Annotated in this window: 26 protein-coding genes, 1 tRNA gene and 1 pseudogene; 6 read left to right on the forward strand and 22 right to left on the reverse strand. The window is 55.7% G+C overall.

What is annotated here, in order from left to right; all coding sequences use genetic code 11:
* Positions 1-5: 5 nt before the first annotated feature.
* Entirely contained in the window at positions 6-2,333 is a 2,328-nt protein-coding gene (locus GRI36_RS09885; RefSeq protein ID WP_160598316.1) for a PAS domain-containing sensor histidine kinase, read from the reverse strand.
* A 158-nt stretch (positions 2,334-2,491) separates the two neighbouring features.
* Positions 2,492-3,904: an adenosylhomocysteinase gene (gene ahcY / locus GRI36_RS09890; RefSeq protein WP_160598317.1), complete on the reverse strand. Its 1,413-nt coding sequence runs from the start codon at positions 3,902-3,904 to the stop codon at positions 2,492-2,494.
* Between the two features lie 184 nt (positions 3,905-4,088).
* Between ahcY and GRI36_RS09895 the strand changes: the two genes are divergently transcribed.
* On the forward strand, positions 4,089-4,568 hold the full coding sequence (locus tag GRI36_RS09895) for a peroxiredoxin (protein ID WP_160598318.1): 480 nt from the start codon (positions 4,089-4,091) through the stop codon (positions 4,566-4,568).
* A gap of 204 nt (positions 4,569-4,772) precedes the next feature.
* Here GRI36_RS09895 and folE read toward each other — a convergent pair whose 3' ends face one another.
* Together folE and GRI36_RS09905 are read right to left on the reverse strand one after the other, a co-directional pair.
* Positions 4,773-5,381, reverse strand: a complete 609-nt coding sequence (gene folE / locus GRI36_RS09900) for a GTP cyclohydrolase I FolE (RefSeq protein WP_160598319.1) — start codon at positions 5,379-5,381, stop codon at positions 4,773-4,775.
* Positions 5,382-5,550: 169 nt separating this feature from the next.
* Positions 5,551-6,042: a hemerythrin domain-containing protein gene (locus GRI36_RS09905; protein WP_160598320.1), complete on the reverse strand. Its 492-nt coding sequence runs from the start codon at positions 6,040-6,042 to the stop codon at positions 5,551-5,553.
* A 157-nt stretch (positions 6,043-6,199) separates the two neighbouring features.
* On the opposite strand from GRI36_RS09905, the gene GRI36_RS09910 reads away from it, so the two are divergent.
* Positions 6,200-6,550 (forward strand): metallopeptidase family protein, encoded by a 351-nt coding sequence (locus GRI36_RS09910; protein WP_328598373.1) that lies wholly within the window; start codon positions 6,200-6,202, stop codon positions 6,548-6,550.
* Positions 6,551-6,694: 144 nt separating this feature from the next.
* Here the strand turns inward: GRI36_RS09910 and GRI36_RS09915 are convergent.
* Both GRI36_RS09915 and GRI36_RS09920 read right to left on the reverse strand, forming a co-directional pair.
* Positions 6,695-6,771, reverse strand: a tRNA-Arg gene (locus tag GRI36_RS09915).
* An 89-nt stretch (positions 6,772-6,860) separates the two neighbouring features.
* Entirely contained in the window at positions 6,861-7,289 is a 429-nt protein-coding gene (locus GRI36_RS09920) for a (deoxy)nucleoside triphosphate pyrophosphohydrolase (protein WP_268893852.1), read from the reverse strand.
* 61 nt (positions 7,290-7,350) lie between these two features.
* Between GRI36_RS09920 and GRI36_RS09925 the strand changes: the two genes are divergently transcribed.
* Positions 7,351-7,539: a Flp family type IVb pilin gene (locus GRI36_RS09925; protein ID WP_160598322.1), complete on the forward strand. Its 189-nt coding sequence runs from the start codon at positions 7,351-7,353 to the stop codon at positions 7,537-7,539.
* Positions 7,540-7,654: 115 nt separating this feature from the next.
* Entirely contained in the window at positions 7,655-7,831 is a 177-nt protein-coding gene (locus GRI36_RS09930) for a Flp family type IVb pilin (protein WP_160598323.1), read from the forward strand.
* A 203-nt stretch (positions 7,832-8,034) separates the two neighbouring features.
* On the opposite strand, the gene GRI36_RS09935 is transcribed toward GRI36_RS09930, so the two are convergent.
* The 5 genes from GRI36_RS09935 to GRI36_RS09955 form a co-directional block, all read right to left on the reverse strand.
* Positions 8,035-9,504 carry a M48 family metalloprotease gene (locus GRI36_RS09935; RefSeq protein WP_160598324.1) on the reverse strand — a complete coding sequence of 490 codons (1,470 nt, stop codon included), beginning with the start codon at positions 9,502-9,504 and terminating at the stop codon, positions 8,035-8,037.
* Positions 9,505-9,608: 104 nt separating this feature from the next.
* A complete protein-coding gene (locus GRI36_RS09940; RefSeq protein WP_160598325.1) occupies positions 9,609-10,556 on the reverse strand; it encodes an acetyl-CoA carboxylase carboxyltransferase subunit alpha in 948 nt (315 codons plus the stop codon).
* 9 nt (positions 10,557-10,565) lie between these two features.
* Positions 10,566-11,447, reverse strand: a complete 882-nt coding sequence (locus tag GRI36_RS09945) for a tyrosine recombinase (RefSeq protein ID WP_202392252.1) — start codon at positions 11,445-11,447, stop codon at positions 10,566-10,568.
* Between the two features lie 26 nt (positions 11,448-11,473).
* Complete coding sequence (locus tag GRI36_RS09950) at positions 11,474-13,366, reverse strand: hypothetical protein (protein WP_328598374.1); 1,893 nt, start codon at positions 13,364-13,366, stop codon at positions 11,474-11,476.
* Positions 13,363-13,542 (reverse strand): hypothetical protein, encoded by a 180-nt coding sequence (locus GRI36_RS09955; protein ID WP_160598327.1) that lies wholly within the window; start codon positions 13,540-13,542, stop codon positions 13,363-13,365. Before GRI36_RS09955 ends, GRI36_RS09950 begins: the two co-directional genes overlap by 4 nt.
* Before the next feature lie 43 nt (positions 13,543-13,585).
* Between GRI36_RS09955 and GRI36_RS09960 the strand changes: the two genes are divergently transcribed.
* Together GRI36_RS09960 and aroB are read left to right on the forward strand one after the other, a co-directional pair.
* Positions 13,586-14,182 carry a shikimate kinase gene (locus tag GRI36_RS09960; protein WP_160598328.1) on the forward strand — a complete coding sequence of 199 codons (597 nt, stop codon included), beginning with the start codon at positions 13,586-13,588 and terminating at the stop codon, positions 14,180-14,182.
* Positions 14,173-15,282: a 3-dehydroquinate synthase gene (gene aroB / locus GRI36_RS09965; protein WP_160598329.1), complete on the forward strand. Its 1,110-nt coding sequence runs from the start codon at positions 14,173-14,175 to the stop codon at positions 15,280-15,282. The genes GRI36_RS09960 and aroB overlap by 10 nt, the downstream gene beginning before the upstream one ends.
* Here aroB and GRI36_RS09970 read toward each other — a convergent pair.
* The 11 genes and pseudogenes from GRI36_RS09970 to mce form a co-directional block, all read right to left on the reverse strand.
* Positions 15,279-15,827 (reverse strand): DUF421 domain-containing protein, encoded by a 549-nt coding sequence (locus GRI36_RS09970; protein ID WP_328598375.1) that lies wholly within the window; start codon positions 15,825-15,827, stop codon positions 15,279-15,281. The genes aroB and GRI36_RS09970 overlap by 4 nt on opposite strands.
* 143 nt (positions 15,828-15,970) lie before the next feature.
* Positions 15,971-16,342 carry a tRNA-binding protein gene (locus GRI36_RS09975; RefSeq protein WP_160598330.1) on the reverse strand — a complete coding sequence of 124 codons (372 nt, stop codon included), beginning with the start codon at positions 16,340-16,342 and terminating at the stop codon, positions 15,971-15,973.
* Positions 16,342-18,364 (reverse strand): annotated as a pseudogene (locus GRI36_RS09980) (ATP-binding protein). The gene GRI36_RS09975 and the pseudogene GRI36_RS09980 overlap by 1 nt, the downstream one beginning before the upstream one ends.
* A 70-nt stretch (positions 18,365-18,434) precedes the next feature.
* Entirely contained in the window at positions 18,435-18,872 is a 438-nt protein-coding gene (locus tag GRI36_RS09985; RefSeq protein WP_160598331.1) for a hypothetical protein, read from the reverse strand.
* A gap of 116 nt (positions 18,873-18,988) precedes the next feature.
* A complete protein-coding gene (locus GRI36_RS09990) occupies positions 18,989-19,396 on the reverse strand; it encodes a lysozyme inhibitor LprI family protein (RefSeq protein ID WP_160598332.1) in 408 nt (135 codons plus the stop codon).
* A 14-nt stretch (positions 19,397-19,410) separates the two neighbouring features.
* The gene (locus GRI36_RS09995) at positions 19,411-20,193 is read right to left on the reverse strand and encodes a heme-dependent oxidative N-demethylase family protein (RefSeq protein WP_160598333.1); all 783 of its coding nucleotides are present in this window, start codon (positions 20,191-20,193) and stop codon (positions 19,411-19,413) included.
* A gap of 101 nt (positions 20,194-20,294) precedes the next feature.
* Positions 20,295-21,320: a biotin synthase BioB gene (gene bioB / locus GRI36_RS10000; protein WP_160598334.1), complete on the reverse strand. Its 1,026-nt coding sequence runs from the start codon at positions 21,318-21,320 to the stop codon at positions 20,295-20,297.
* Positions 21,321-21,436: 116 nt separating this feature from the next.
* A complete protein-coding gene (scpA, locus tag GRI36_RS10005; RefSeq protein ID WP_160598335.1) occupies positions 21,437-23,581 on the reverse strand; it encodes a methylmalonyl-CoA mutase in 2,145 nt (714 codons plus the stop codon).
* A 10-nt stretch (positions 23,582-23,591) separates the two neighbouring features.
* Complete coding sequence (locus GRI36_RS10010; RefSeq protein WP_160598336.1) at positions 23,592-24,203, reverse strand: glutathione S-transferase family protein; 612 nt, start codon at positions 24,201-24,203, stop codon at positions 23,592-23,594.
* The gene (locus GRI36_RS10015; protein ID WP_160598337.1) at positions 24,203-24,976 is read right to left on the reverse strand and encodes an enoyl-CoA hydratase-related protein; all 774 of its coding nucleotides are present in this window, start codon (positions 24,974-24,976) and stop codon (positions 24,203-24,205) included. The genes GRI36_RS10010 and GRI36_RS10015 overlap by 1 nt, the downstream gene beginning before the upstream one ends.
* A 114-nt stretch (positions 24,977-25,090) precedes the next feature.
* Entirely contained in the window at positions 25,091-25,540 is a 450-nt protein-coding gene (mce, locus tag GRI36_RS10020) for a methylmalonyl-CoA epimerase (protein ID WP_160598338.1), read from the reverse strand.
* Between the last annotated feature and the right edge of the window lie 322 nt (positions 25,541-25,862).

Consider the following 25,862-nt stretch of genomic DNA (forward strand, 5'->3'; position numbering starts at 1 on the left):
CGCGGTCACGAGTGGAGCCGGATAATCGCAGCGGTGCCTTCGCCTTTGCGAGATTCAATTTGCAATGTGCCGCCGTGCGATTCGACCAGTTGCTTCGCCAGCGGAATGCCCAATCCTTGGCGCCGCTCGTCGATCTGGCCTTCTAGCGCGCGGGATAATTCTTGCGGCGTCATGCCGGCGCCATTGTCCGAAATCACAATTTGCGCGACGCCTTTGTTCTTCGACAGATCGACCAGAATTTTGCCGCCCGATGCCGTTGCGGCGATTGCATTGTCGAGCAATTGGCCGATTGCTCTGCCCAACTGCCTTTCGTCGGCATCTATTTTGCCGGTTGCCTTGCTGCCGCGAAGGTCGAGCGTAATGCCGCCGTCTTCAATCGCTTGCTCTCGCGTACGAACAATGCTGGTTACAAACGGCAGCATGTCGAGCCGCTTGATCGTCAGCGGCAACAGTCCCGCCTCGCTCTGTGAAAGGTCCAGCACGTTTTCGACCTGGTCGGTCAGCCGCGCAACAGACTGCAAGATTGCCGCCACGTATTCCTTTCCCTGATCGGACAGGTCGCCAGCCACCCCCGCCTCAAGCAATTCGGCGAAACCGCCAATCGAAGTCAGCGGCGTGCGGAATTCATAGGACATATTGGACAGGAATTTGGTCTTCACTTCTTCAGACGCTTCGAGCGCTTTATTGCGTTCGCGGAGCGAATCTTCCGCCATTTGCGAATCTGTAATGTCGAGCACAGTCAGCAAACCATTCCCATCAGGAAGAGGTACGCCTGCAAACTCCAGCGTACGGCCATCGGCCATCGCTAGCCGGCCGCCCTGTTCCTTGCGGTCCAAGGTGGCGGAACGGATAACTTCGCCGATGGATTTGACCTGTTTGGGCTTTTCGAGGTTCTGCGCGATCGCTTCGAGCAAATCAGGTGCAAGAGGATGCGCGTCCAGGTGGTCAGGTTCCAGACCCCACGTCCCGGCAAAACTTCGATTCCAAAGCTGCAATCGGCCATCCGGCGCGAATACAGCCAAAGCTTCAAACAGACTGTCGAATGTGGCTGTGCGTGTGCGTAGCAGCGTGTCGCGAGTGGCTGAAAGCGCGAGCTGTTCGGTCCGGTCCTCCGCAATCAGCACCAAACCGCCATCGGGCATTGGTTGGGCAATAATTCGCAGGTGTGTACCATCGGATAACGGCCAAGCCTCTTCCTGCGCAGCACCAGCGGAAAACCAGCCCACATGCTCGGCGCGCCATTCGGGGAAGTTGCGCACTTCGGGAGTTTTGCCATTTTCGCGGGCGCTCAGCAGCAGCCGTTCAAAATCAAGACCCTGAATCACTGCCCCGGAATTGAGCGCGAATATCCGGCGAAATGGTCCATTAGCGAACGCCAGCTTCCTGCCCGCATCGAATTGCCCCACTCCGATCGAGAGTTGATCGAGTATCGAGCGTTGCGCATCGCGAAATGCCCGGAACTCACGCCCTAGTTCTTCCATCTCCTCGATATCAACGGCATATCCGGCAACACCTTCCTTATCCAACGGCAAGTCGCTGACTCGCAAGCTGCGGCGCTCACCATCGATGGTCGATGTCACGATTCGCTCAATTGGCATGTTCTTATCAGCGGCTTGGCCGGCAATCTGAGCGGCGGTTAACCCATCGACCGGCTCGATCAATTCCAATTGCTGATCAACGGCCACTTCAGCACTGGGTGCGCCAACTGCGGTAACGTAAGCCTTGTTGACCAATTGCAGCTTCGCATCGGTCCCGCGAAACCACATCGGCATCGGAGCAGCTTCGATTATTCCGACCAGCGCGCCGAAATCTCCGCGTGCGCGTGCAGCCTCCTCTCGGAGCCGAGACAGTTCGCTCTCGCTCTCGCTGAAGTCGAAAATCCACACCAGCGCCGCACCTCCCGGTGATACTTGCGGATCAGCTAGTACGCCCCGCACGGCCAGACTGCGCTGAGACCCGGGCGGAGTGAGCGCCATGCGGAACGGAGCGGCAGTTTTTTGGCAGCGCCGTATATTCTGAGACAATTCGGCCAGTTGACTGGTTGAAAGCCCTTTGCCCGGCCCGCCTTCCAATTCGCTCAAATATTCCGGCAAAAGATCAAGGCCGAACCAGCCAGCCAACCGGTCAGAGCCTTCTATGCGCCCATCGGTGCGGACAATCAGCGGGATCGCCGGTGCCTCATCAATCATACGCGCCATCCGCCTCGCGGCTTTTCGGCTGCCTTCAGCCTTGCGGGATTTAGCGGCGGAGGCAATCATCATCCACGCCGCCCCAACCGTCCAAGCGGCCAGTAGCAATCCTATCAGGATCAGCGCAGTGGGTGAGAGTTCCATGACAATTCAGCTATGCCGCTAGCGCCCATCTTGCAATGGTCCATCGCCGCCAATCAGGAAAGAATTGCGGTAAAAATGAAAACGCCATTCCCGCAGGGCGAGAATGGCGTCTTTCCATCGTCAAAACTGCATTTGGCAGCTCTGCGAAAGAGAGTGTCTTAGTAGCGGTAATGTTCGGGTTTGAACGGACCCTCGACAGGCACACCGATGTAATCGGCCTGGTTCTGGCTTAGCTTGGTCAGCTTAACGCCCAGCTTCTCAAGGTGCAGCGCAGCAACTTTTTCGTCGAGATGCTTGGGCAAAACGTAGACTTCGTTATTGTACTGCTCACCCTTGGTATAGAGCTCAATCTGCGCCAACACCTGATTGGTGAACGAGCAGCTCATCACAAAGCTTGGGTGCCCGGTGGCACAACCAAGATTCACCAGACGGCCTTTGGCGAGGATAATGATTTGCTTGCCATCGGGGAATGTCACGAGGTCAGTCCCCGGCTTGATTTCTGCCCAATCATAATTGTCGAGAGCGCCAATTTGGATCTCGCTGTCGAAGTGACCGATGTTGCACACGATACTCATCGGCTTCATCGCCTTCATGTGCTCGGCGGTGATGACATCTTCATTGCCCGTCGTGGTGACGAAAATGTCGCAACGCTTGGTCGCTTCTTCCATCGTGACAACTTCATAACCTTCCATCGCCGCTTGCAATGCGCAAATCGGGTCGATTTCAGTGACCATAACGCGCGCGCCGCCATTGCGCAGGCTGTCGGCCGAACCCTTGCCCACATCACCAAAGCCGGCGACACATGCGACCTTACCGGCAAGCATTACATCAGTTGCACGGCGGATCGCGTCGACTAGCGATTCCTTACAACCATATAGGTTGTCGAACTTGGACTTGGTCACGCTGTCATTGACGTTTATCGCAGGGAAGGGCAATTTGCCGTTCTTGGCGAGGTGGTAAAGGCGGTGAACGCCAGTGGTTGTTTCCTCTGAAACGCCCTTCAAATTCTGAACTGTTTTGGTCAGATAGCCAGGGTGCTTGGCAATATAGGCCTTAACCGCGCGCTGCATTTCAATTTCTTCGGGATTGGTCGGCGCAGGCATTGTCTCGCCAGCTTCCAAACGTGCGCCCCACAGTGCGAACGAAGTCGCATCGCCGCCATCATCAAGGATGATGTTGGCTGTTTGGTCAGGATCTGCATCTGTGCCCCATGCAAAGATATTGCCGACGTAATCCCAATATTCGGCGAGGGTTTCACCCTTAATCGCGAAAATCGGGATGCCGGCAGCAGCCATAGCAGCAGCAGCGTGATCTTGGGTCGAATAGATGTTGCAAGTAGCCCAGCGGACTTCGGCGCCAAGAGCGGTCAAAGTTTCCATTAGAACAGCAGTCTGGATGGTCATGTGTAGCGAACCGGTGATCCGCGCACCCGTTAGTGGTTTGCTATCACCGAACTCTTCGCGAAGCGCCATCAGGCCCGGCATTTCTGTTTCGGCAATGTTGATTTCCGCACGACCGTAATCGGCGAGGGAAATGTCCTGGATGATATAATCTTGTTTATCGGCGGCCACGCAAAGTCTCCTGAATTCAAAAAAGTCGCACCCGATTGCAGGCGCTTTTGGATTGCCGGTCACCTAGCGATTTGAATGCCCAGATGCAAATATAAAGATATCCTTATATCATCTAATCATTGCCGCAACGCACACACTTCCTATATCAACCGCCACAAGACATTCTCACGAAAGGAAATTACTAATGACAATTGCAGTAGGCGACACTCTTCCAGACGTTAAATTGGTCAAAGCAACCCCAGAAGGACCCGAAGCTGTTCAATCGAGCGACTATTTCGCTGGCAAGAAAGTGGCTCTTTTCAGTGTGCCCGGTGCTTACACGCCGACTTGTTCAGCACGCCACCTGCCCGGTTTCGTCGAGAAATCTGATGAACTGAAAGCCAAAGGAATCGACGAGATTGCCTGCACCGCAGTTAATGACGCATTCGTTCTTGGCGCATGGAAAGACGCTAACAATGCAGATGGCATAACAATGCTTGGCGATGGTAACGGCGATTTCGCCCAAGCAATCGGCCTAACCATGGACGGCTCGGGATTTGGCCTGGGTCAGCGCGGCCAACGTTTTTCGATGGTCGTCAACAACGGCGTTGTCGAACAGCTAAATGTTGAAGCACCTGGCGATTTCTCTGTCAGCAGCGCAGAGCACATGCTCGGGCAATTGTAAGCCTTTGAGGTCCGGGTGGCGCTGCGGCGCTGCCCGGTCCATTCTGGTGCATATATTTACGAACCACATTATAACATTTCGCAGCTAGCCGGACGCGCTGATAACCTTCCGTACCGCCACTCTTGGCGGTTTTTTGTGGGGGCGGACCTTCTGAAGCAAGTTCCTAGCGTCGATCCCGAAGGTCGCCGCCGCTTCATGCTATAGTCAATAGCCCATCAGGCTGAGCACTTCTTTGCGGCTTCGCTGGTCTTCTAGAAACGTGCCCATCATCCGGCTGGTAACCATCCCCACGCCGGGTGTACGCACTCCGCGCGCCGTCATGCACGCATGACTTGCATCGATAACCACCGCGACGCCGCGTGGCTCAAGGTGCTCCCAGATGCATTCCGCCACTTCAGCGGTAAGACGTTCCTGAATTTGCAGGCGACGCGCATATCCGTGAAGCACTCTTGCCAGCTTCGAAATTCCCACAACGCGGTTGGTCGGCAAATAAGCAATCGCAGCCTTGCCGATAATTGGTGCCATGTGGTGCTCGCAATGAGACTGGAACGGGATGTCTTTCAGCAGCACGATCTCTTCGTAACCGCCTACTTCTTCAAAAACACGGCTAAGATGGACCGCCGGGTCTTCCTGATACCCTTGGCAATATTCCTTCCAAGCACGCGCAACACGCTTCGGTGTGTCGAGCAACCCTTCACGAGCAGGGTCATCGCCCGACCATGCGATCAACGTCCGTATGGCGTCTTGAACATCGTCTGGAACGTGAACCTTGCCACTCTCAAGATCTTCATCGCTAGCGGCAAATTTATTCATCTATCAATCCAGTACGAAAGCGTTGGTACCAAATCAAAAGCCAGCCAACCTTCGGAAAGCTTCCCCCGGGGCATGGCTGGCAAATGGTTTGTAGTTGTGGGCTGCTTGCACCCAAACAGTGTCAAAATGCAAATGTCTTGTCGGTGTTTCTGCGCGAAACGGCGACGCTCTACTCTTTGCCTTCGCCCATCTTTTCAGGTGTCACTTCGGCATCGGCATGTTCGGCTTTCTTACGCTTTTCGAAAACATCGCTCATATGCGCCTCATCTTCGGCGGTCAGATATTTTTCAAAATCGGGGAAATGATCGTCTTCTTCTTCCTCGATATGATGCAGATAATCATGCTTGAGTTGTTTGAATTTTTGCAGCCATGCTCCTGTTGCCATGTCAGTGGCGGCCAAATCATTCAGCGCTTCATTTAATTCGTGATGTTCCGCCACCGAATGGCGCGTGTCATCAGTCGTCGGGGGCTTGCGCAGCATCGTCGAATAGAGCGCTTGCTCCTCTGCTGCTGCGTGACTTTTAACTTCTTTCGTAAACCGCGTGAACAGTTCGTCGCGCTCGGCCGTCTTGCCTTCAGTGTTCGCGATTTTTTCAAGCAGTTCACGGTGGTGATCATGATCCTGTTTGAGGCGCTCAAAAATCTTTTCGGCGGTAGCCATGGGTGTAGTCCTTTCAAATTGCGTTTGATTTCATAACTATCTGCCCGGCCGTGGGTTCCGCATTCAATCTGGAATTTGCCTGCCGCGTCACCATATCCGGGCTATGCCTTTATCATCACCCCCCTATCCCACCCGCGAAATGTTTGAGGAGGAAGCCTTGGCGGCCCTCGCATCGATCCCTGAATTCCTGCGCGAGAGATTGGCGAATGTGGTACTCAAGGTTGAAGAGTTTGCGACGCCCGAGCAGCTACAATCGGTGAACATTGCCACTCGATGGGGCTTGAGCGGCCTATATGAAGGCAGGCCGCTATCTAAGGAGTCAGTCTGGGAGAGCGGCGATCTTCCCCCCGTAATTTCCTTGTTCAGACAGCCATTGTTGCGCGAATGGATCGATACCGGGGTTGGATTGAAAGAACTGATACGGCACGTGGTGATCCACGAAGCGGGGCATCATTTCGGCTTTTCCGACGATGATATGCATCAGCTCGAGAGAATGGCGGAAGACTAGCTCGGGCACAAATGTCACGGACTTGAAAGACGCCAGCGAAACTCGGCCATCAATTCGCGATCTCCGACTTCGTGCAGAGCGCACAAATCGCATTTTCCGAAATCACAAACAAAAAAGAGCACCCCGGCGGGATGCTCTTTTTAATGGTGCACCCGGAAGGATTCGAACCTCCGGCCCCCTGATTCGTAGTCAGGTACTCTATCCAGCTGAGCTACGGGTGCACTTGGAGGGCGGCACATAAGGGGGCATGTTCAGCTTGGCAATGCTTTATTGCCCAAAATACGCACTCAATTGACGTTCCCCCCTAAGATTAGTGGAAAAGCCGGTCTACAAGGCTGCAATCGAGCGGCGGTTTATCCAGTCTGGCCATCTGGGCCGGGGTAAACCAGCCGACTGCTCCGCCTTCCAACGCTACGGGTTCGCCTATCCACTCGTTCAGCCTGTAAAGAAGTATTACAATCGGCGGTATAACGCCCTCACTCCCGGATTCGGCAAAGCCAATCGGGACGGCATTGGCACAATCGATCGCAACCCCCAATTCCTCCGTAATCTCCCTTATCAACGCATTTACGGGTGTTTCGCCGGATTCAACCTTGCCACCGGGAAATTCCCATAAGCCGCCATGGTGCTTGTCCGCAGGGCGCTTATGCATCAGCCAGCGCCCATCGGGCCGCTCGAAAGCTGCAGCAACAACTGTCAACAATGTCGGAATATTTTCCAGTTTGCGAACCCCCTTCAACCATTTCTTAAGATTTCAATCAGACAAGGGCAAATCAGAATTGTAACCGATGGATGTACCCATGACACTGATGCAACTCCTAACTCGGATCGCCAATGACGATCGTGGGAGCACAGCTATCGAATACGGACTGATCGCTTCTTTGGTTGTTATCGCATCCATTGGTGCTTTCGAGGCTGTTGCCAACGAAAACACCGGACTTTGGGGTGTCGTATCCAGCCAAATCAATGACGCGATGGGTGAAGGATAAAATTCAGCCAGCCGGCTTAGGACTTTATAAACTTGTTGCACCTATCTCGAATATCGCTCGGCCTGAAAATAACCAGGATGGCTTAGCATCGAAGACTATAACCAGGAGACTAAAGATGAAATTTTTCAAAAACCTTCTTCGCGACGAACAGGGCGCGACTGCTATCGAATACGGTCTGATTGCCGCTCTTATCGCTGTTGCAGCGATTACTGCGATGCAAGGCCTCGGTAACGAGCTGAACACCACATTCTCGACTGTGTCGACTAAGATGGGTGAATCGAACACCGTCTAATAGACGGTTCGATACCAAATCAAAGAAAGGCGGCAGGGCTTCCCTGCCGCCTTTTTTGTTGTGTGAGGTGCTTTTTGTGTGCCTTCAAACGCCGGGTACTTGCATCAGCAGGCTTGGTTTCACGCTGACTTGCGGCAAGCGGTCAACTCGGCGGCCTAAAGAAGAGATTTTATTGCCCACGCCTGGCCCCAAGAAAACAAAAATTATCTTCCGCGAACGACGATTTTGACCTTTTGACCCGCCTGCAGCGTATCGCCAGTGCCCAACCCGTTCAGCACACGAAAGCGTTCAACCTTGCCCGAATCATAGGCCATCCGGTTGGCGAGCGACTGAATCGTGTCACCGCGCCCGACTGTAACCACGTCAATAACACGCGGCACGATAGCGTTCGCCTCGGTTTGCGAAATCTTTCGCATCGAATTGAACATCGCATTGAAGGCCGATCCATTTCCTGCCGGCGTAATGGTTGCAAAATGATAGGCACGGTCATTGGCAAACTCATACGCGAAGACCACTACATCCACAGAATTGCCGCCTGAGGTTACCCGCGCGGTACCATAGGCCGCCGGTATTCCATTCACGGTCGTCCGCTTTATGTCGGCAGGCCGCAATTGTTGTTGCTCTGAGCTCAAGCTGGCAAACACGCTATTAATATATGTGTTGAGATTGCCATTATAGGCGGCAAGCGAGAATTGCGCCTTTCCGCTTTGGCCGTTGATCGACACAGCGCGGGTGCCATTGACCATATAGAAACCCTGCGGCGCGGTGAAGGACAGACGCAGTTCCGGGTGGATAAATTGGCGACCCTCGACAACGCCCTGCTTAGGATCATCTCCGTAAGTGATTCCGTCAATTCGGGTCAGAAATGTGTCGCGGTTGGTTGTGCCCGTCCCGCCAGCAGCTTTGGCCAAGGCAGTGCGGACGCGGCTGGCCGGATCGGGATGGGTCGAGGCCCAAGCCGGAATATTGGCGCTTTCACGTCCTTGCAAACGCGCGTCGAGCGCATTTTGGTCTGCCAAGCTTTGCAGAACAGTGCCCATTGCGCGCGGATCATAGCCGGCCTTGGTCAGATATTCGATGCCCAGATCATCAGCCTGCAATTCTTGGCTGCGCGAAAACTTCAACGTCAGCATCTGCGAGCCTTGCAAAAACCCCTTGGACAAGGTGTTGCCGATCTGGCTGTCGCCCAGAACTACACCGGTCAGAATTGCGAGACCTGTTCCCAACAGCGAATTCTTCTGAGCCTCAGACTGGCGACGCTGCGAATGGCGAGCCGCAACGTGGCCAACTTCGTGGCCCAATACGCCCGCAAGTTCGGCTTCATTGTTCATCAAGGCAACCAATTGCCGGGTCGAATAAATATAACCGCCAGGCACGGCGAATGCGTTGTTAACCGGGCTATTGAGCAACGAAACGGTGAAGGAATCACGCGCATTGCCAAGGCCCGACTGCACGGCGATATTCTTACCCACTTGCTCTACATAGGCGGCTTGGGGGCCCTGATAGGTCCCGCCAAATTCGCTTAGCAATTGCGGGTGGAATTCCGCCCCTTGCTGCGCCTCTGTTTGCGTAATCGGCGCAGAAGCAGACGGAATTTCACCACCCATACACCCGGTAAGGGCAATTGACATGGTGGCAACCGAAGCAAGCGCGACGTTTTTTATGCGGGGCATTTTTGATCCTCCAAATTATCGTATGCGCAATGATAGCGCATGTGAAAAACTTGTTCAATCAACCCTTTGGCAGCAAAATTGTTCCTGCTAGGAAACTTAACGCCCTAATCTGATCCAAGCTGGAGAAAGCGCTCCTCGCGCAACCGGCGGATTTCCTCGCGTGGCAAATTCAGCAATGCGTCGATTTCTTCTCCAATCGCCGCACCCAGCGCTGTCGCAGCCAACGCGGGATCGCGATGCGCCCCGCCGACAGGCTCTTTGACAATCCGGTCAATCACACCGAGCTTCTTCAAATTCTGTGCAGTAATTTTCATCGCCTCGGCAGCATCAGGAGCTTTTTCAGCAGTCCGCCACAAAATCGATGCACATCCCTCAGGCGAAATGACCGAATACACTGCATGTTCAAACATCAAGACGCGTTCCGCGCTGGCAAGTGCAACCGCCCCGCCCGAGCCGCCTTCACCAACAATGCACGCAACCATTGGAACACCAAGCGCAAGACACGCTTCGGTCGAACGAGCAATCGCCTCTGCTTGCCCGCGCTCCTCGGCCTCAATGCCCGGAAAGGCACCCGAGGTATCAACCAAGGTCACAACTGGCAGCCCGAACTTATCCGCCATTTCCATCAGGCGGATCGCTTTGCGATACCCCTCCGGCTTACCCATCCCGAAATTATGCCGGATGCGGCTTTCGGTATCATTGCCCTTCTCATGACCGATCAGCATCACGCGCCGCCCATTGAGTTTCGCAAAGCCGCCTAGAATCGCTTCATCATCGCCGTAACTGCGGTCCCCCCCAAGCGGCATAAAATCGTCAAAAGCGTGCTCGACAAAATCACGAAAATGCGGACGCAACGGGTGGCGTGCAACTTGAGTCTTTTGCCATGGGGTGAGCGAGTTATAGGTGCTGGCCAGCAAATCAGCGTTCTTCTGCTCAAGCCGGACCAATTCGGCGGAAATATCGACTTCATCGCTGGCTGAGGCGGAGCGCAAATCTGCAATCCTGCCTTCGAGTTGAGCAATCGGTTTCTCAAATTCTAGGTAAGCTGTCATGGTTTTGCGCTAGTCCCTAGAACGGTTCTGGGCAAGAGGATGTCGTTCATTTACTAGCGCAACGAGCCGGGCACTGTCGACATGCGTGTAAATCTGGGTAGTCGCAATATCCGCATGGCCAAGCAAGGTTTGCAAGACACGCAAATCCGCCCCGCCCTCCAACAAATGCGTGGCGAACGCATGGCGCAGCACGTGCGGGCTGATCTTCTCCGCTGGCAAATCAGCTCTCAGCGCCAATTCTTTGAGCATTTGATACAGACGTATCCGGCTCAGGTGCTTGCCCCTCGATGGAAACAAAAACTTGGGTGCATCATCGCGCAGCGCGAGCCAATTCGCCAAGGCCTGCTTCGCACGGCCGCTAATCGGCACCATCCGGGTTGCACCGCCCTTGCCCGTAACTGTCAGGAATGGCGCATCACGCGGTACTGCGGATAAAGGTAGCGATACCAATTCTGTCGCGCGAAGGCCCGAACCGTAGAGCAATTCGAGCAAAGCCAGCATCCGCACGGCAGCGGGTTTTCCGCTTTCCGCCTCCTGCTCTGCCCGGGCCAACAAGGTTTCCACTTGATCATGCGAAAGGATTTTGGGAAGCGGCCGGCGGGCTTGCGGTCGTGGCAACGACGGTGATGGGTCGTCTTCGCGAAGCCCCTCATCAACGAGGAACCCAAAGAACTGCTTCAATGCCGAAGATTTTCTGGCCAGGCTTGATGGGGCCAAATCACTCCATGCCTGGCCTAAACGGTGCAAATCTTTTGCCTCCGCAGCAACCAGATCACCAATGAACTCTTCCGCGCTTTCAAGATCCCGGCGATAGGCCAACAGCGTATTTGGTGCCGCACCGCGTTCTGCGGCAAGCATCGTCAGGTATTCTTCGATTGCAGATGCCACCAGTCAGGCCAATCGAGTCGCAAGAGGCATCACCCGCGTGCGACTGCTTCCGCAGCAATCATCCGTGCCTCTGCTGACATGCCAACACGGTTCAGTGCGGATACGATGTGATAGAGGTGCCGAGCGGTCATTTTATCCCATCCGCTGCCCTGCATCCCAACGCCTGCCAGATACGCAACGAGCGCAGGATTATTGACCTGCGCTGCGCTGTCAATCAATTGGCTCCATTTGGTACCGCGCGACAAATCAACCCCCAAGTCGCTCGACGCGCTGGCCTGGGTAGCGTCATCAATCCTGCCAAGCCCGGCAAGGCCCGCGAGCAAGAATTGCGACTTGCGCTGACCCTCGCTGTCATCATCGCCAATGAATGTAGAAAGTTGCGATCCAGTAACCGGGGACGGACGCTGCGGTTGGGCAAGCGCCAGCAACGCCCATCCCTGCGATCCCTGAGGCACAATTTGTGCCCAGCTAAGAGCATCGGCATCCAATCCTGCGGTCAACATTGATGCTAGCAATTTCGGCGCATTATCGGCCAGATCTTCGCTCGGGGTTATCCTTGCTGCTGCATAAGCGGTCAGCACATAACGGCTGTAATCGGTCTGGGTAGCGCCCCAAACATCGTTAATTGCCTTGACCCGTGCCGCAGGGTCGGTGGCAACATACGCGGCTCGCAAATTGGACGCGGTCAAGCTCTCGCCGCCGGCGCCTTCACCTTGAGCGTAAATCTGGCTGTAAAGGTCAACCATCGCGGAAGAGGACATGACGCCGCGCCCGGCGGCAATGGTGGCCCCCTCGGCACGCTGCGCCAAGGGTAACATCGGCGCGGTCGCAGCGATGTTCTGAAAATACGGTCCAGCATCCTTGAGCAAAGCTTCTGGAAGCTCGGCCCCAACGGCGTTGGCAATCGCGAAACGCCACGCCGTTAATTCGGTAACCCCATCCCATTCCAGATTGATCGCGCGCCGCCCGCCGCCTGCAGCCCCGGCAAAACGTTGTGCCAACAGCACGTCAATTTGTGACGCATCTTTGTCACGGAACGCCTTGTTGAGATTTTCCTGTGCCCGCCCTGACTGACCAGCGAATGCAAAGCATATGTCGCGCACCAATTGCCAGCGAATGCCCTCCAGCGACCTGCCTTTGATTTGGGAAACCGGGCAGGCTCCAACCAAATCGGAGGTGCCGATAAATGCATCAAGCGCAGCATTTGACAGGTTAAGATCCCAATTTCCGCTGTCCACATCCTGCGCAACTGCTCGGGCAGCAGAATGCTCACCCAATTGGTTGAGCGCCTTTACGCGCAGTGTTGCAAATTCGACGGGGTTCATGCCTTCGGGCGCAGCAAGCCTGCTGACCAGCGCGCGGCGAAGCATAATGTGCCCCCAACGCGATACCATCGGTCCTTTGATACCACCAAGCGAAGCACGAACAATCGATGCCGGCTGACGGGCGAGCGCCTGTGAAGGCAAGCCGCCCTCGCTCGCTGCCAGTACGCCGACACGCTCCATCGACCGCCTTGAAGCAGGTGGAATATCGAATTTCGGCTTAAGGCCGAGCAATTCATCCAGCTCGTCCGCATCTAGGTTTTCCAACTCATCAAGTGTTGGCAGTCGGCTTATACTCCCGCCAGATGCGGGGGCTGGTGCAGTTGCTCCATCGCCGCTTGGAAGCGGTTGAACCACAGAGCTGCTGGTGCCCGAAGTGGCCGCAGGACGACCCGCCGGCGTAGCGCTCGGTGCGGGCCTTGGCGCGGGCCTCGGTGCGGGTTTCGCAGTGCCAGTTGGTGCAGGCGCCGGATCATCAAATCCGGGCGGCAACAAAGATTCTGGCGCGGCTTGCGCCATTACCAGTGTTGAGCAAAGTGCCAAAGCCGCGCCCGCCAGCAGCGCCCCGCGCTTGCCCCTTATGCCTCCGGTATTCTTCACTGAACATTCTCCGGTGCTTCAACAGGTACAGAAATGGAGTGCAAAGGCTCTTCGCCGCCGTTAATCCACGCAACCAACAGCACGGCACAGATCACCGCAGCGGCAATAAACCCGATGCGTTTGTATAAACCAGAAGTTTTGCCAGCCATACTCAAATCACGCGCTTCCTGTTTCAACCATAGTTGCGCCTAGCCTAGCGCATCTATAGGCGGGGCGGCAATGCGAGAAAACGCCCTGCCCCCTGAAGAAACTGGCCAAACGCCCGGCCAAATTGCCAAGATTGCGCAAAGCGTGAGCGCGCGGCTAACTAAGCCGATCGTCCTGGTTGGGCTGATGGGCACGGGTAAATCGACGGTTGGACGCAAACTTGCCGCACTGTTGCAAACCGACTTTATCGATGCGGACAATGAAATTGAAGACGCCGCGCAACTGTCCGTCGCGGAGATTTTCGAACAATTCGGCGAAGCTTATTTCCGCGACGGCGAACGGCGCGTTATCGCACGGCTGATGGATGAACATCTGGGGGTGATTGCAACTGGCGGCGGGGCATTTATCAATGACGAAACAAGGGCACTTATCCTCGAAAACGCGATCACCGTGTGGATCGATTGCGAGATTGATGTGCTGGTCGAAAGAACCGGTCGCCGGGACACCCGGCCATTGCTACGCGATGGTGACCCGCATGAAATTCTGGCGCGCCTGCACAAGGAGCGCGAGCCGCATTATGCGCTCGCCCCAATCCGCGTGGCAAGTGATGATGGACCGCATTTCGAGACCGCAATGGCTATAATTGAGGCAATAGATCGATGGCTGTGATAAATGTCGAACTCGCCGGGCGCAGTTACCAAGTCCATGTCGGTCAGGACTTGCTCAGCAATGCCGCATCGCTGTCGCACCGCTTCATCCGTAAAACAATTGTTCCGATTGTGGCGGATAGCAATGCGCGCGAATTGCATGGCGATCGACTTGCGGCATCGTTCGACGCTGCCGGAAAGACACCCGTTTGGTTCGATGTTGCTTCGGGTGAAGGCTCCAAAAGCTGGGACGGGTTGCAGGCGTTGACCGAATGGATGCTCGCTCAGGGTGTCGAACGCGGAGATCATGTGTTTGCGCTCGGCGGAGGTGTGGTGGGCGATTTGACCGGCTTTGCCTGCTCAATCCTCAAACGCGGCTGCGGGTTTGTGCAATTGCCAACAACTCTGCTGTCGCAAGTCGATTCCTCGGTTGGCGGCAAAACTGCGATAAACACCTCCGCAGGCAAGAATCTGATCGGCGCATTTCACCAACCCTCGTTAGTATTGGCCGACACCGATACACTTAAGACGCTGCCGGTTCGCGAGATGCAGGCCGGCTATGCCGAAGTGATAAAATACGGGATTTTGGGCGATCTTGAATTCTTTGAATGGTGCGAAGCCAACGGGAACGAAGTAATCGCACATGACGATATAGCGGTTGCAGAAGCAGTTGCGCGAAGCGTTGCAGCCAAGGCGCGTATCGTGGCCGCAGACGAGCGCGAGACAAGCGGTGTTCGCGCGTTATTAAATCTGGGTCACACATTCGGCCACGCGCTCGAAGCCGAGACCGGCTTTTCAAACAGGCTTTTGCATGGCGAAGGCGTGGCGCTCGGCATGGTGCTGGCGGCACAATATTCGGCGCGGCGTGGCTACATCTCTGCAACAGACGCAGACCGGGTCAAAAGTGCTATTGCCGGATCGGGTCTGCCAACCGAGATTACCTCGCTAAACTTGAAATGCGATGGTGCAAAGCTGGTGGACCACATGCGGCACGACAAGAAGATGGATGCCGGGACATTGCCATTTATTTTGCTGCGCAGCATCGGCGCAGCATTTTTGGATCACGAGGTGTCACTGGATGATGTGGCATTATTCCTGAACGACCGACTTCTCGCGACTTAAAGGCTGGTTTCTCCGGGCTTCAAAACCGACCGCAGCGCAGTGCAATCTGCAGCCTTGCCATCGCAAATCACGCTTAATTCGCCATCCGATTCTAAAACTACCGCGGCGATTTCTTCTACGACACCGTGGCCTTTCTTGCGGATCGCCGCCTCAACCTCGCCGCGCGTCACGCGTTCATTGGCCAAGGCTTCTTCTTGAAATTCACCGTCGCACAAAAGCAGCTTGGGCTCTGAGCGAATAGCCTTGGCAAATGTCTGTGACTTATTCGAAAGCCATGTCACAATCAGTTGGAGGAATGCCAAACCGAAAAACGCCGCGATGCCTTCGCTTAACGAAACAGACTTCGTCAAAATAACAGAGGCAAGGATCGAACCGAGCGCGATCGTGACGACGAAATCAAACGCATTGAGTTTAGAAAGAGAGCGTTTGCCGCTCACCCTCAAGATCACGATAATCGCTGCATACGATGCAAGCGTCGCCAGCAACACTCGAATAATGTCGGACCAACTATCAAACCACATGGAACCCCAACGCCGGATGGCCACGAAAGGGTCCAAGGAAATTCCGATTAAACCGCAAAGGTGATAGTGTTTGTACCGAGCGCCCAACCGTCAAACCATCAAACCACCAGACCATCAAACCACCAGGGATTTTTCCGGCTCGGTCAATTGCGCTGGCCGCATTTGGTTCAGAACAGACGTGATCCGTCAGGCACTTTCACATCGGGCGCAAACAGCACAACTTCGCCTTCCTCATCAGCGAATCCCAGCGTCAGCACCTCGGACATTGCCGGGCCAATCTGACGCGGAGGGAAATTGACAACCGCGGCAATCTGCCTGCCTGGCAATTCATCAGCCGGATAATTCGCAGCAATCTGTGCGCAGCTCTTCTTAACGCCAATCGCAGGCCCGAAGTCGATCTGCAATTTGAAGCTGGGATTTCGCGCTTCCGGAAATTCCTCCGCCGTGATGATGGTCCCGATGCGAATATCCACCTTCAGGAAATTATCGAAGGCAATTTGTTCCGCAGCAGGCTCGTCAGGACTGTGGTGCAGGTGCATTATTCAAGCTCGAGAATAACGGCATCGACCGCCAGGCTCTCTCCTTGCTCTGCGTTTATCTTTGCAATCGTCCCGGCCTTTTCAGCGCGGAGGATGTTCTCCATCTTCATCGCTTCGACAGTCGCCAGCGGCTGTCCTGCTTGAACTTCTTCACCTTCACCTACATGCAATTTTACGAGCAAGCCGGGCATTGGGCAGATCAGGAATTTACTGAGATCGGGCGGAATCTTCTCGATCATATGCTGTGCTAGCGGTGCGATATGCGCCGGCAGGATACGGAGAGTTTGCGTCGCACCACGGGTGGTGATGGCATAGCCAGTCCGTGTCGGCGCCAACTGCATGGTCAGCAAATCACCGTCCAGATCGGCATCAACGATCACATCACCGGGCGTATATTCCATTTCCAACTCGAGCAGCACGCCATCGACAGTAATGCCATCTTCCTCAAGACAGACCGCATAGTCGCGTCCGTCCAGCATCACGGTCCAATCACCAGGGGGTGCAGTCCGCCCGTTCAGCTGCTGGTTGCCGCGCCGCGCACGGTCTGCATCAGCGGTAGCAATAACCCCGCCAATCGCTGCGAGACCGCGCTTCAATCGCTCAGAAGCCGGCGCACCCTCAAACCCGTCAGGATATTCTTCGGCAATGAATCCAGTGGTCAGTTCCCCGCTGCGGAAACGGTCATGCTGCATAATCGCGCTGAGGAAATCGATATTGTGGCCCAGCCCCTTAATCCGGAATGCATCGAGTGCCTGCACCTGCAAATCGGCGGCTTCATCGCGAGTTTTACCCCAAGTGATCAGCTTGGCGATCATCGGGTCATAAAATATCGAAACTTCGCCGCCCTCGAACACACCATCATCAACGCGCACGCCATCGACGCCGCGTCGGCCATTCTCGCATCCGTCATCGGCCCATGGCTCGACCGGTGGCTCATATTCAACCAAGCGGCCAGTAGATGGCAGGAACCCGCGATAGGGATCTTCGGCATAGACACGGTTTTCGATTGCCCAACCGTCAATCTTCACATCATCCTGCGTCATGGCGAGCTTTTCACCCGCCGCAACGCGAATCATCTGTTCGACCAGATCGACCCCGGTGATTGCTTCGGTTACGGGATGTTCAACCTGTAAACGGGTGTTCATTTCGAGGAAGTAAAAGCTCTCCCCGCTTGGATCCGCACCGCTGACAATCAGTTCCACCGTGCCGGCGCTGTGATATTCAACGGCCCGCGACAATGCGACGCATTGCTCACCCATTGCCTTGCGCATTTTGGGTGTCACGAACGGCGATGGCGCTTCCTCGACCACTTTCTGGTGACGGCGCTGGATCGAACATTCGCGTTCATTGAGGTAAAGAATATTGCCGTGCTTATCGCCCAGGATCTGGATTTCAATATGACGCGGATTGAGGATGAATTTCTCGATAAAGACACGGTCATCGCCGAACGAGTTTAATCCTTCACGCTTGGTCGCTTCAAAACCCTCGCGCACGTCCTGTTCATTATAGGCAAGCCGCATTCCCTTCCCGCCGCCGCCAGCACTGGCTTTCATCATCACCGGATAGCCGATTTCTTCCGAGATCCGCACAGCGTGTTCGGTATCATCAATTTCGCCGACAAAACCGGGAACAACGTTCACCCCTGCTTTCATCGCCAGCTTTTTTGGATTCGATCTTGTCGCCCATTGCGGCAATTGCGCCGGTTGGTGGGCCGATAAATTCGATCCCCTCTTTCGCCAGTGCTTCGGCAAAGCTGGTCCGCTCGGATAGAAAACCATAACCCGGGTGAACGGCTTCGGCACCGGTTTGCTTACACGCAGCGATAATTTTCTCGGGCAGCAAATAGCTTTCTGCAGCTGCCGATGGCCCGATATGGACGGCCTCATCCGCCATCTTTACAAATGGCGCGCGGGCATCGGCGTCGGAATAGACAGCGACCGTGGCGATACCCATCCGGCGCGCAGTCTTGATCACACGGCAGGCAATTTCACCACGATTGGCAATCAGAATTTTCTTGAACATCGGGCCTCCGAAGACAGGATAGATACAAACTACCTATGCCGCCCTCGCAGGTATCATTCAACCTAGCAGATTAGTCTTGGTCGATATGCCCGATATGCCGCTGTTGCCTAGCAATAAGAGAGTTGAATTCATCCCAAATCGCTTTGGCTTTTTCTTCACCGCCGTTTTGCTTTGCAAACTCGGCATCCCATGCATCGCCGTCGGGATTATTGGCCCAGCCCATAGCAGCAATACCATTGCGCATTGGCATAGCGACTATGCTATCCCACTCGCCCGTGCCCATGTGAAAATGCATAGTTCCATCACGCCCCAAAGCTTCATCAACTTTTTGGAACAGGTCGATGATTTCGTGGGCTCGGCCAGTCTTACCTTGCTCCCACTTTATCAAATTGACCCGGTACCAGTCGACCTTGGCAAGTTCCATCGCCTCATGCCCATCGGCCAATGCGGTAGATGGCATCGCTGGCACACACAAAGCCGCCGCAGCAGCAAACATCAGTTTTTTCATAGTATTATCCCAGTTGCAGTTAGCGCCCCTGAGGAATGTAACCGAGTGCAGGCAATGCCTGCCTCACGTCCCCCGCCGAATGGGATAATACAGAAACGGCAACATAGATTGTAAATTTACGACACAATCAACCCTGCCAATTGCGCAGTCCGTTCCCGCGTCAATGTAGCCTTGCAACTGGAAACGAGCAGAGGCTCTAAAGTCCCGCCGCGTGCATAATAGCCTTCGCTGCTGCAATGCGCATCGCGGAAAGCAATCCAGGCGCGCTGGGCATCTAGCATCGTCTGGAAAAAACCAGGCTGGCCATCGTCAACATTGCCGTGCCCGTCCGACCATTGCTCATCGCGTTCCTTCTGGATGGCGGAGGTCTTGGCCCATTGCGCATTCATTTCGGCGTCGGCCGCGAGATAATCCTGATGCGCGCACCAGTTCATTTCCTGCTGCACCATAGGCTCGTCGCAATTCCAGTCGGGATTGGGCGAAGCAGCTGCGGCGAGCATAATAAGTGGAGTAAAGATCATCATCGGTGGTTCCTCAATTATCTTGCGGCATAACCAATTAAGGCGTCCGCGTAATGGGGGGCACCGCGCCGGTCGCCCTCACCTTGCAACAATCCCTCCATCGCGTTCGCAAGCAATTCCACATTTGCGCGCGAGAGGCTGCCAAGCGGCACAACATAAACGCCGATGGTGAACACGATCGCTCCCGTTTCGGGCAACCGCCGTAATGTTTGCCTTTCGCTGCGAACAAATAGCGTTTCACCGGCATTGCCCGCGGTTACATCGCCAAAGGCAATTTCGGGCGAGCTGCCGGCGATCCAGCGCAATTCAGGGGTCGGCGCGACAAACCAGTTGCAGCGTCCGAATATCTTACCCGGCTTCAGTTTTGCCATGAAATGATCGACACCGCTCGCCAATTGCTCCGCATATCCTTGGATCGGCGCATGCATTGCGGCGAGCGGGAGGCCGAGTTTATCTTTCGGATGCCAGTCAGTCGGGTATGCGACTGCCGCGCCCACCATGCGGTAAATATCCTCGTCAGGCCTGCGGGTCAGCAGGCACATGTCCTCGTGATGCGCGGCTGCGGCTTGTGGGAGCGCGCCTGAGATGCCGAGCATTGCGGCGAGTTCTTGTCCGGGCGCTTTGGCTTCTGGCGAAAGCTGAATGCTATCAGGGTGTGCCGCGAAGGCTGATTTCCTGGCCTCAATATCGGGATCGGATTGAAGCCACTCGCCCTCACCCAGACTGACCAATCCCATCTTAAGCTGCCCACCCCCGCGAGCGCGCGGGAGAAGGTCATCGACGGAGAAACCAAGGCTCATCGCTATCCGTCACCCCAGCGCAGGCTGGGGCCGCTTTCCGTTAGCGTGCACGCCGTGGTGACCGATCCCAGCCTTCGCAAGGATAACTGGATTTTTAACAATCACTCCGCAGGCTCGGGCACTTTGCACCCGCCTCCCTGAGCTATTCGCATCGGCTCTTCGCCTTGCAGCGCGGTCAGCCCAAGTCGCTCGAACAAAGCCGCATCGCTATCATCGCCTGCATTTGGCGCGGTCAACAATTTGTCGCCTGTGAAGATCGAATTCGCACCCGCCATAAAGCAGAGCGCCTGCGCCGCGTCTGACATGCTCTCGCGACCTGCCGAAAGCCGTACCATGCTCATCGGCATGGTTATCCGCGCAACCGCAACCGTGCGGACAAATTCGATATCGTCGATCTTGGCCATCGGCGTATCGGCCAACATATCGCCGAGCACCGTGCCCTTAACCGGCACCAGCGCATTGACCGGGACGCTTTCGGGATGCTGCGGCAAAGTCGCCAGAGTGTGGACGAAACCAACGCGATCTTCGCGTGTTTCGCCCATGCCCACGATTCCGCCGCTGCACACATTAATGCCGGAATTGCGGACATGATCGAGCGTTTCAATCCGCTCTTCAAACTTGCGCGTACTGATCACCCGCTCGTAATATTCAGGGCTGCTGTCGATGTTGTGATTGTAATAATCGAGCCCAGCCTCGGCGAGCATATCCGCCTGTTTCGGCGTCAGCATACCCAGCGTCATACAGGTCTCTAAACCCATCCCGCGCACGCCCTTCACGATCTCGACAATCGCGGGCATATCGCGGTCTTTCGGGTTGCGCCAAGCCGCGCCCATACAGAAACGCTGACTGCCATGATCCTTGGCCTGAGCTGCCGATTGCAACACCGCCTGCACATCCATCAGCTTGGTCGCCTCGACCCCGGAGTCCGCCTTCACCGACTGCGAACAATAGCCGCAATCCTCTGGGCAGCCGCCGGTCTTGATCGACAGCAAAGTGCACAGCTGAACTTGGCTGGGGGGATGGTTTTCACGGTGAACGCTGGCCGCTTGGAACAGTAGTTCGGTAAACGGAAGGTTGAACAGCACCGCGATTTCGTCGCGGGTCCAGTCAGTGCGGATATTGGTCAAACTATAAACTCCGTTCGGGCTGAGCTGTTCAAAGCCTTGCCGTTCTTCTTCTTTTTCAAGCGATAAAGTAAAATACGACCCTTCTAATAGGCTAGGGTTGACGGGTGGAAGGAAAGCTACTCCTCCCCTCCCAATTCCTCACCTGCAGGCGGCATATTATGCCCTAGTAATCGCAGCATGTCTGCGCCGCATTCAACCACGTTAGAGCCAGGGCCATAGATGCCCTGCACGCCCGCCTCTCGGAGGAAGTCGTAATCTTGCGGCGGGATGACGCCTCCTGCGACCACTTTGATATCTTGCCGGCCAGCGCCTTTGAGCAAGTCGATCAATTCAGGAATTAGCGTCTTGTGACCCGCCGCGAGCGAGCTTGCGCCGATCGCATCGACATCATGCTCCAGCGCCATTTTCACGGTCTCGTCGGGAGTCTGGAACAAGGGGCCGGACACGACTTCAAAGCCCATATCGCTGAAGGCGCTGGCGATCACATTTGCGCCGCGATCGTGGCCGTCTTGACCCATCTTTGCGACCATAATCTTCGGCTTGCGGCCAAGCCGGCGTTCCACAGCCTGGACCCCATCCAGAACTTGCGCCCAGCGTTGGTCGAACTCGTAGGCGGTTTTGTAAACGCCTGTGACCGGCTTTGGCGTGGTATCGTAACGTCCGAATACTTCTTCCATCGCTGAAGAAATCTCGCCGAGAGTGGCGCGGGCACGCGCCGCATCGACAGCCAGAGCGAGCAAGTTTCCCTCGGTCTTCGCTCCCTCGGTCAAAGCCCTCAGCGCCGCCTGACATGCAGCCTCGTCGCGGCCTTCGCGGTTCTTATTCAGCCGTGCAATCTGGCCCGTGCGGACCTTGTGATTATCGATGTCCAGCGTGTCGAGATGATCCTCCGTCTCGCGGCGATATTTGTTCACGCCGACAATTACATCTTCGCCCTTATCAACCCGCGTTTGCTTCGCTGCAGCAGCCTCTTCGATCCGCTGTTTCGGCATCCCGCTATCGACCGCGATGGTCATCCCGCCGAGCTCGTCGACTTCGGCCATAAGCACTTCGGCTTCCTCGACCAGTTTCGCCGTCAGGGCCTCGATATAATAGCTGCCGCCAAGCGGATCGACGACATCGGTGATGCCGGTTTCCTCCTGCAAAACCAGTTGCGTGTTGCGCGCGATGCGCGCGCTGAAATCAGTCGGCAGCGCGATAGCTTCATCGAGCGCGTTGGTGTGCAGCGATTGCGTTCCGCCAAGCGTCGCGGCCATCGCCTCCACCGTGGTGCGGATGACGTTGTTGTAAGGATCTTGCTCCTGCAAGCTAACACCCGAGGTCTGGCAATGCGTTCGAAGCATTTTGGAGCGTTCGGATTGCGCGCCGAGATCGTCCATAACCTTGTACCACAATGTGCGTGCGGCGCGCAGCTTGGCGATTTCCATGAAGAAGTTCATGCCGATGCCGAAGAAGAAACTCAGTCGCCCTGCGAAGGCATCAATGTCCAGCCCGGTCGCCATCGCGCTTTTCACATATTCCTTGCCGTCGGCAATGGTGAACGCAAGCTCCTGAACCGCCGTCGCGCCAGCTTCATGCATGTGATAGCCGCTGATCGAAATCGAGTTGAACTGAGGCATATTGGCCGAGGTATAACCAATAATATCCGACACAATCCGCATGCTTGGCGCGGGCGGATAGATGTAAGTGTTGCGGACCATGAATTCTTTGAGAATGTCGTTCTGGATCGTGCCCGAAAGCTGCTGCGGCGACACGCCCTGCTCTTCCCCCGCAACGATGTAGAACGCCAAAATCGGAATAACCGCGCCATTCATGGTCATGGACACGGACATTGTTTCCAGCGGAATCTGGTCGAACAGAATTTGCATATCTTCGACCGTATCAATCGCCACGCCCGCCTTGCCGACGTCGCCGACAACGCGCGGATGATCAGAATCGTAGCCGCGATGGGTGGCAAGATCGAATGCGACCGACAGACCCTTTTGCCCGGCGGCCAGATTGCGGCGGTAAAACGCGTTGCTCTCCTCTGCCGTAGAGAATCCCGCATATTGGCGGATGGTCCACGGGCGGCCAGCATACATCGTCGCCTTCACGCCGCGCGTGAACGGCGCGAAGCCGGGCAAGCCGGGATCAGTTGCATCTGCTTGCGTATAGAGCGGCTTCAGCGCGAAACCCTCGGGCATTTCGCGGGATAAATCGCGGCCCTTGGATTCCTTGTCAGCCAGAGCATTCCAATCGGAAACGGTCGGCTTATCTGTCATATCAGGTCCTTTAAGCGGCCGCGCTTGGCCTTTCGCTGACACGAGAATGCCATGCCGTCAGCGCTGCACAATCTTGCGGCGCAGGGCAACCCGCAAAGGCCGAAAAATCCATAGTTGTCAGCAGCGCAATGTCCGCAATCGAGTAGCTGTCACTCGCCAGAAATTCGCGGCCCTCCAATGACTTATCAAAGAACCGATAGGCCTCTTCGACACGCGGACGAGCGGCCTCGCCATATTCGGCATTCCGGCCCGGAATTGCAGCAGTAAACGCATGGGTGTGCACCCAGACCGCTCCCACCGGAATCATCAGGATCATCTCCACGCGGCGCAGCCACATATCAATCTGCGCGGCTTCGACCGGCTCCGTTCCAAACATGGCCGGCTCTGGATGAAGCCCCTCGAGATAGCGGCAGATCGAAATGCTTTCGCTAATCACCGTGCCATCATCCAGCTTCAAGGCTGGCGTTTGGCCGCGCGGATTGATCGCAAGAAATTCTTCCGATTTCTGCTCGCGCTTGGGAATGGAGATTTCCCGGCTTGGCAGATCAATACCCTTTTCCGCCGCGAAAATACGGACGCGGCGCGGATTGGGTGCCGGGTTCGGGCTATCAAAGAACAGCACTATTTGCCCTTAAATTCCGCTTTGCGTTTTTGCAGGAATGCCATGCCGCCCTCCATCGCATCGGCGCTAGCCCCGGCTAGGCGCTGGCCTTCGGCTTCGTTGACGAAGACTTCGGGTAATGTTCCGTCCAGCGCCAGATTGATGTTCGCTTTCATTGTCCGGATCGCGAGCGTCGGCCCATTGGCGAGTTTTTCTGCCAGAGCGCGTGCTTCATCCATCAAACTGTCAGCCTCGACCGCCTTATAGACCAGACCCCAATCTTCGGCTTGTTCGCCGCTGATCTTCTCGCCCAGCATCATCATGCGGGTTGCACGGGCGCGGCCAATGGCGCGGGTCAGCAGCCATGTCGAACCGCCATCCGGGACAAGGCCGATATTGACGAACGCTTGCAGGAAATAGGCGGACTTGCTGGCGATGGTGAAATCCGCTGCTAATGCGAGCGAACAACCCACGCCGGCCGCCGGACCATTAACCGCGCAGATTACCGGCACTGGTGCGCGCAGCACTTGATTGATCGCAGGGTTATAATGGTTCTGCAGCGCCTGATGGCTTCCCCCCTTGGAGTCGCTGGAACGTGCGGACAGATCAGCGCCCGAGCAAAAACCCTTGCCCTCACCTGTTATCAGCACTGCGCGGGCATCGCCAAGGTCATAGAAAGCATTACCGATCTCATCCGCCATTCCCGGCGCCATCGCGTTGAGGCGTTCCGGACGGTTGAGAGTGATGACCATCAACGGGCCTTCGCGCTCAACCTTGATATGTTCGTAGCTCATGCATCTCTCCCAAAAGTCCTGATTTGAAACCGGATTAGCGCGCCGTATAGCCGCTTAGCAAGTCCGTTACGGCGCGCTGCGTCCGCCTGATCTGTTGTCCGATCAAGTGGCCCATCAATTTGACCAATGCGTGCCTTCCTTTGGCGTTTCCATAATCTCGGTCAACTGGCCCATCATATCCTTGGGGTGGAGGAAGAAGATGGGCGTGCCATGCGCGCCGATGCGGGTAGGTCCGAGGATGCGCTTGCCCATTTCCTCGAACCATTTGCGCGCATCCGCTATATCCTCAACCTCATAACAGACGTGGTGCTGACCGCCAGAAGGGTTCGTCTTTAGGAAATTGGCGATGGGGCTTTCGGGACCGAGCGGCTCGATCAGTTCGATCTGCGTGCCATGCGTTCCGTCCGCGCCAGGCGTATCTACGAAGCAGACCTTCACCCCTTGCGCCTCGAGATCGAAAGGTTTGTGCGTGATCTTCGCACCCATGACGTCGCGGTAATAGCGGATCGATTCCGCGATGGAGGGCGTTGCAACGCCGATGTGGTTGAGACGGCCGAGTTTCATTTGTTTTACACTACCTCCTGCAAGTGGCTTTGCTTAGTGGCTGTCACTGCAATGCCCAAAGCGCACGCTACGAACCATGCCGCTAAGATTGTGCTGACAAATATGCGATCCCGAAGCGGGAAACGTAAGTTTGTCATGCCTTTATATACGCTAGCTAGACCAACCATCGCGAAAACTCCGGCAAGGAACCAAAAACTGGCTGGGCTTACCGGTGAACCAAACCGCATGATGACATCGGATGGTACTCGCATCGAAACCGCCGAATACCAAATCCCGATCGGAAATAAGAAAAGAACGCCGACGGCGATTATTTCGATCACCT

It is taken from the genome of Pontixanthobacter gangjinensis (genome assembly GCF_009827545.1).
Taxonomy (GTDB): domain Bacteria; phylum Pseudomonadota; class Alphaproteobacteria; order Sphingomonadales; family Sphingomonadaceae; genus Pontixanthobacter; species Pontixanthobacter gangjinensis.